Here is a 6,909-nt window from a genome sequence, read left to right as displayed (position 1 = left end):
CGCGTAGGTCAGGCAGTCCACATTGACCACCTGATGTCCCGTGAACCCGATCAGCCGGCGCACCACCGCCGATCCGATGAACCCGCACCCGCCCGTTACGATAATCCGCATGAAAACCCCCGGTTTCGAGCCGAATTGCCGACCGATTTGATGACCCTGGCGCGCGCGCGCATAATGATGGCGACAACAGGGATGTTCATGTGCTTGCCGAACAGCTGACCCAGGATCTGATCCTTGTCCTCGAACGGCCGGACCTGCGGGTGATCGCGGGGGGGCGGCGTATCGCCCTGGACCCGGGGCTGGACATACCGTTCCGGGTCGGCGCCGATGGCGGGGTCGTGCTGGGCGCGCCCTGCCTGGCGCCGCCCGGCGTCGCGTCGGTCTTCCTGCGCCACGCGCTGGAACTGGCCCGGCTGCTGGAGGTCGCGGGGGTGGACCCGGTGCTGGCGGGGCTGTGCGCCGCCCGTACCGCGGCCCTGTTCCGGGCCCTTGACGTCGCCGAGGGCGGCATGTCCCCGGGCGCGGAATGGTGCGCCGACATGGCGGGCGATGTGCCGCCCGCCGCCCGCCTGGGGGTAGTGTGGGGGATGCTGGCCCCCTTGCAGCCCGCGACCGCGATACCGGCGGATGGCTTCGCCGCCGTGCGGGTGCTGCTGGCCGGTCTGTGGCCCCTGCTGGGCCCCGCCGAAGCCCTGATGGCCGAAGGGGGGGATGCCCGCCTGGCCGTCGATCCGGCGACCGGACTCAATCATTACGGCTGTTCGCACCGGCCGCGCCCGTGGGCGGTCACCTTCGCTTCCTCGACCGCCTCGTCCCTGTCCGAACGCGGCTTCGCGGGGGCCGAGGCCGCGCGGCTGCGCCTGGTGACGGACGGCATGGTCGGGCGGGGCGAGGCCGCGCGCGCGGCGCTGGTGCGCGACCTGCATGCCCGGATCGCCGCGCATTTCCATCTGGCCGACGACGAGGGCGTGGTTCTGGCCCCGTCCGGCACGGACTGCGAACTGGACGCTCTGGTTCTGGCTGCGCTGGCACCTGGTGGACATCCGGTCAGCAATATCCTTCTGGCCCCCGAGGAAACCGGGAGTGGCGTACCGTTAGCGGCAAAAGGTTGCCATTTCGCCAACGACACCGCGCTGGGCGCACAGGTGCGGCAGGGCGGGCTGATCGACGGCTTCCCGGCGGACACCATGCTGCTGTCGGTGCCCCTGCGCGGCCCCGACGGCGCGCTGCGCCCGGACGGCGAGGTCGATCGCGACTGTGCGGTGCTGGCGCGGCAGGCGCGCGCCGCCGGCCGGCATGTGCTGCTGCACCGGCTGGACCTGTCGAAGACCGGGCTGCTGGCGCCGGGGATGGCGGTGCTGGACGGGCTGACGGGCTGGGACGGGCCGCCGCCCGACATCGTGGTCGATGCCTGCCAGGCCCGGCTGGATCCCTGCCGGGTGCGCGACTATCTGGATCGCGGCTGGATGGTGATGATCACCGGGTCCAAATTCTTCACCGGCCCGCCCTTCTGCGGCGCGCTGCTGCTGCCTGCCCGGGTGGCGGCGCGGCTGGCGGACGGGCGCCTGCCGGCGGGTCTGGCGCAGTACAGCCACCGGGGGGCGTGGCCCGATTGTCCCGCCGGGCAGGTGCTGCCCGTGGGCGAGAACATCGGCCTGGCCCTGCGCTGGTCGGCGGCGCTGGCGGAAATGACCGCCCTGCACGCCATCCCCCGCGCGGTGGTGCGCGACCGGCTGGACCGTTTCCTGACGGCGGTCGAACGCTCCATCGACGCCAGCCCCGACCTGGCGCGCCTGCCGGCGCCTGCGCCCGTCCGGCCGCCATTGGCCGATGCCTGGGACGACCGGCCGACCATCCTGTCGTTCTTCGTGCGGGACCCGGCGTCGTCCGCCGCGTCGTTCGTGCCCCTGTCGCTGGAGGACGCGCGCGCTCTCTATCGCTGGCTCAACACCGATCTGTCGCGGCTGGTCCCGCCGGAGGCGGACCGCGCCCTGGCCGGCCTGCTGTGCCATGTCGGCCAGCCGGTTCCGCTGCCGCACGCGGGGCGGGCGGACGGGCCGGCGGGGGCATTGCGCATCTCGGCGGGCGCGCGCCTTGTGTCGGGCGAGCCGTCGCATGACGGGCTGGTTCCCGACAGGCGCATGGATCGGGAAATCGGCGATGCACTGCGGGTCGTGGCCAAGATCGGGCTGATCCTGCGGCATTGGCCGGCCATCGCCGGGGCCGCGCCGGTACAGACCTACGCCCCGTATCCGGGTATGGATGCCGAGGTGAAACTGCCCCCTTGCCGATCGGATCCGCCTGCATGAACCAGAATCACGGCCATTTCCTCGACACCCCCAAGCTCCAGCCCGGCGTGACCCGCTTCTGGATGATCCGCCACGCGCTGGTCGAGGAAAATGCCCGGATGCGCCTCTACGGGTCGCTGGACGTGCCGCTCTGCCCCGACAGCCTGATCGCCCAGCGCCCGATGTACGAGGCGCTGGCGGCCCGCCTGCCGCGCGAAGCGCTGTGGTTCACCTCGCCGCTGGGGCGCACGCACCGCACGGCCCAGGCGATTCAGGAGGCCGGTTACGGCCCCGCGGACTGGACGGTCGAACCCGGCTTCACCGAACAGTCGATGGGCGAATGGCACGGGCTGCGCCATCACGAACTGCCCGATTGCCTGACGCTGCCGCCGCACCTGTTCTGGTCGGTGTCGGCTACCGAATGCCCGCCCGGCGGCGAAAGCATGCTGAATGTCTGCGCCCGCGTCGGCGAAACCCTGGATCGCCTGGCGCGCCGGCACGAAGGGCAGGACATGGTGGTCGTCAGCCATGGCGGCGCCATCCGGGCGGCGCTGGCGCATGCCCTGCGCGTGCATGCCGATACGGCCCTGCATTTCTCGATCCAGAACCTGTCGCTGACGATCGTGGAACGCTTCCCCGAGGCGTGGCGCATCGTCACCGTCAACGAACTGCCGGGGGTCTGACGCCGACCCTGCCCGTGACGATTCAAAAAAGGCCGCCCGACAAGGCCATGCAATTTCAGGGAGAGCGATAAAAATGAACGAATCCGCCCAGCACAGCCTGCGAGGCACGGCGCTGCTGAACGACCCCGCCTTCAACCGGGGCACCGCCTTCACCCGCGAGGAACGGCGCGCCTACGGGCTGGAAGGCCTGCTGCCCCCGCAGATCGAGACGCTGGACCGGCAGGCGGAACGCGCCCTGCGCCATCTGGACGCCAAGCCGACCGACCTGGAACGCTACATCTACCTGTCCGCGCTGGTCGACCGGAACGAGACCCTGTTCTACAAGGTGCTGATGTCCGATCCGGCGCGTTTCGTGCCGATCGTCTATGCCCCTACCCTGGGCGAGGCCTGCAAGGCCTTCAGCCACATCTATCGCCGCCCCCGGGGCATGTATCTCAGCCTGGAGATGAAGGGCCGCATCGCCGAGGTCCTGCGCAACTGGCCGGTCGCCGACGTGCGGTTCATCTGCGTCACCACCGGCGGGCGCATCCTGGGGCTGGGCGACATCGGCGCCAACGGCATGGGCATCCCCATCGGCAAGCTGCAGCTTTACACCGCCTGTGCTGCGGTGCCGCCGCAGACGACGCTGCCCATCCAGCTTGATATCGGCACCACCAACGCCGCTCTGCGCGCCGATCCGCTGTATCTGGGCCTGCGGCGCGAGCCGCCGCCCCAGGCCGAACTGGATGCCTTCGTCGCGGAATTCGTCGCCGCCGTGCAGGAGGTCTTCCCTGCCTGCTGCATCCATTTCGAGGACTGGAAAGGCACGGACGCCATCCGCTACCTCGAACAGTACCGCGAGCGCGTGCTGTGCTACAACGACGACATCCAGGGCACCGCCTCGGTGACCCTGGCCGGCCTGATCACCGCCCTGCGGATCAAGGACGAGAAACTGTCGGACCAGACGTTCCTGTTCCTCGGCGCCGGGTCGTCGGCGCTGGGCACGTCCGACCTGCTGGTGAAGGCGATGCAGGCCGAGGGCCTGTCGCAGGCCGAGGCCCGGGCGCGGATCACCATGATGGACGTGCACGGCCTGGTCGAACCCTCGCGCGCCGACCTGAGCGACGAGCAGCGCCGCTACGCCCACACGGCCGAGCCCACGCGCGACCTGCCCGCCACCATCCGCCGGGTACGCCCCAGCGTGCTGATCGGCGTGTCCACCGCCGGCGGGGCCTTCACGCGCGAAATCGTGTCGCTGATGGCCGAGATCAACGTGCGGCCGGTGATCTTCCCGCTGTCGATCCCCCATTCCGAATGCACGGCCGAACAGGCCTATGCCTGGTCGGACGGACGGGCGCTGTACGCGGCGGGGGTGCAGTTTCCGCAGGTCACGCGCGGCGAGGCCGTCTTCCGCCCCGGGCAGGCCAATAATTTCTACATCTTCCCCGGGTTGGGGCTGGCCACCTATGCCACCCGGCCGCGCCTGATCACCGACGCCCTGATCATCGAGGCCGCGCACGCCCTGGCCGACCAGGTCGACGTGACGGCGCAGGCGCGCGGCATGCTCTACCCGCCGCAAAGCCAGATCCTGGAGGTCCAGATCACCTCGGCCTGCCGCCTGGCCGAATACATCTTCGAGTCCGGTATGGCGCAGGTGGACCGCCCCGCCGATATCCGCTCGTGGATCGAGGGCATGACCTACAGCCCGGCCTACGACCTGGCGGACTGAGACCGGCGGGCGGAAAGGTCGGGGCGCTGCCCCGAACCACGCCAGGGCCTGAGGCCCTGGACCCCGATTACGCCTGGCGGTTTTCGATCAGGCTCCGGCGGATATGCCGGCCGCGTTCGATCCGGTCGACGATGAACTCCTCGTCGCCCCAGCGGATGGCGCGGGCCATGGCCTGCGCGTCCTCCATGAAGCGGGCCAGCATTTCCAGCAGCGCCTCGCGGTTGTTCAGGAAGATGTCGCGCCACATCACCGGGTCGGACGCCGCGATGCGGGTGAAGTCGCGGAAGCCCGAGGCCGCGAAATCCAGCACTTCCGACCGGGTTTCGTCCGCCAGGTCGTCGGCGGTGCCGCAGATGGTGAAGGCCAGCAGATGCGGCAGATGGCTGACGATCGCGCAGACCCGGTCGTGATGGGCCGGGTCCATGACGCGGGTGCGCGCGCCCATGCGGTGCCACATCTCCACGATCAGGTCCGTGGCAGCCGGCGGCGTCTCGGGCAGCGGCGTCAGCAGGCACCACCGATCGTCGAACAGGGTGGCGAAGCCGGCGTCGGGGCCGGAATGCTCGGTCCCGGCCATCGGGTGCGTCGGCACGAACGGCACGTCGGGGCGCAGCGCGGGGGCGAGGGCGGTCAGGATCGACAGCTTGGTCGACCCGACCTCGCTGAGGATGGCGCCGGGCTTCATCGCCGGCAGGACATGGGCCCCGACTTCGGCGATCGCGCCCACGGGCACGCACAGGATTACGCAATCGGCGTCGGCGACGGCGCGCAGCGGGTCCTGCTCCACCTCGTCCGCCAGGCCCAGTTCCGCCACCCGGCGGCACACGTCGGGGCTGATGTCGCAGGCCACCAGTCGGGCCGCGATCGTGCCGTCCTGCCGCGCGCGGCGCAGGATGGACGAGCCGATCAGGCCGGGGCCGATGATGGCCAGCCTGCGGAACAGCGGACCGGAAGAGGCGGTGATGGAATCGGTCATGACGGGGCCTGTTTCAGCGCGAGCGTTCCGACGCGGCATAGGCGGCCGGCTTCTGTTCGCGCGCCGGGGGGATGGCGCGTTCGCGCTGGCGCAGCAGGCGCATTTCCGATGCCTGCCACAGCAGCAGCACCGGGACGCCGATCACCAGGTCCCGGCCCCGCCGCAGCAGCGACAGGCCCAGCGACAGCGACGGGTCGATCCCGAAGGCTGATCCCAGCGCCATGTAGGCCGCTTCCTGCACGCCCAGCCCGGCGGGGACCAGGAACGACGCCGACATGATGCCGCACGCCACGCCCTCGATGGCGATGGCGCCGGTGAAGCTGAGATGCGCGCCGAGGAAATAATAGGCCACCCACACCGTGGCCGCGCTGCCCACCCAGGCGACCACATGCAGCAGGGCGGCCTCGGCGATGCGGCCGGGATGGGACCAGACCTCGTCCAGCCGCTGCTGCATGGTGTCGGCGCTGCTCAGCAGCGCGCTGTGCCATTGCGAGGCGATGTTGCGGCTGAGCCCCCGCGCGACCCGCTTGAGGATGGTGCCGCCATGCCGCTGCGTCCAGATGAAGCCACCGATGCCCAGGGCCAGCAGGACGGTGCCGATGATGACCGGCTTGGCGAACGGGCTGGATTGCTGGTGCGCGACCAGGAAGACGACGGCCACTAGCACGAAGACGATCTGGCCCAGCACCTCGGTCGTCAGGTCGACGATGTTGGCGCTGGCGGCCTCGGGCCATTCGACGGGGCGACCGGTCTGTCGCCGCGCCAGGCCCGAACAGGTCGCGCGGATGCCCACCAGGATGCCGCCCAGTTGCGAGAACGGCAGGCAGGTCGCCGCCGCGTCGCGCACCATGCGCGCGCCTGTCAGGTGCCCCAGCCCGATCTCGCGGCAAGCCGCGTGCCAGGCAAGACCCAGAATTGCGTCGACCGCAAGCTGGGCCAGCACCGTCGCGCCGAATCCGACCAGTCCGATGGACAGGACGGCCTTCACGACCGCCCCCGCGCCCAGCCACGCGGTACAACCGGTAATCAGGGCCAATCCCAGGAAGGCCAGCAGGATCGTGAGTTTTTTCAAGGATGGATCGCACTTCGTCTGCCGCGCCACGAGCGTCCTTGACGGGGCGTTCCGGCGCATGGGTTGGGCCTGACTTACACCACAGCAGGGTCTGGCGCCACCATGAGGTGTCGGGATAAATGAACCCCCTGTCGCCCGAGGGTTCTCCGCGGGCGCGCCTTCTTCACGTTATCGGAGCACCC

At 70.3% G+C, this 6,909-nt stretch carries 6 protein-coding genes; 3 read left to right on the top strand and 3 right to left on the bottom strand.

The annotated features are described in order from the left end of the window. On the bottom strand, window positions 1-111 hold a 111-nt coding region (locus tag HLH34_RS19530), incomplete at its 3' end, for an NAD-dependent epimerase/dehydratase family protein (protein WP_183120834.1). An 89-nt stretch (window positions 112-200) separates the two neighbouring features. Between HLH34_RS19530 and HLH34_RS17425 the strand changes: the two genes are divergently transcribed. The 3 genes from HLH34_RS17425 (at window position 201) to HLH34_RS17415 (ending at window position 4,679) form a co-directional block, all read left to right on the top strand. Then, complete coding sequence (locus HLH34_RS17425) at window positions 201-2,309, top strand: hypothetical protein (protein ID WP_183120833.1); 2,109 nt, start codon at window positions 201-203, stop codon at window positions 2,307-2,309. Then, window positions 2,306-2,971 (top strand): histidine phosphatase family protein, encoded by a 666-nt coding sequence (locus tag HLH34_RS17420; protein ID WP_183120832.1) that lies wholly within the window; start codon window positions 2,306-2,308, stop codon window positions 2,969-2,971. The genes HLH34_RS17425 and HLH34_RS17420 overlap by 4 nt, the downstream gene beginning before the upstream one ends. Window positions 2,972-3,044: 73 nt before the next feature. Then, on the top strand, window positions 3,045-4,679 hold the full coding sequence (locus HLH34_RS17415; RefSeq protein ID WP_183120831.1) for an NAD-dependent malic enzyme: 1,635 nt from the start codon (window positions 3,045-3,047) through the stop codon (window positions 4,677-4,679). Window positions 4,680-4,746: 67 nt separating this feature from the next. On the opposite strand, the gene HLH34_RS17410 is transcribed toward HLH34_RS17415, so the two are convergent. After that, a complete protein-coding gene (locus HLH34_RS17410; RefSeq protein ID WP_183120830.1) occupies window positions 4,747-5,655 on the bottom strand; it encodes a prephenate dehydrogenase/arogenate dehydrogenase family protein in 909 nt (302 codons plus the stop codon). 13 nt (window positions 5,656-5,668) lie between these two features. Further along, a complete protein-coding gene (locus tag HLH34_RS17405; RefSeq protein ID WP_183120829.1) occupies window positions 5,669-6,727 on the bottom strand; it encodes a lysylphosphatidylglycerol synthase domain-containing protein in 1,059 nt (352 codons plus the stop codon). Between the last annotated feature and the right edge of the window lie 182 nt (window positions 6,728-6,909).

This window comes from Gluconacetobacter azotocaptans (assembly GCF_014174355.1).
In the GTDB taxonomy this organism is placed as follows: Bacteria; Pseudomonadota; Alphaproteobacteria; order Acetobacterales; family Acetobacteraceae; genus Gluconacetobacter; species Gluconacetobacter azotocaptans.
This window is presented reverse-complemented; position numbering and strand designations above follow the sequence as displayed.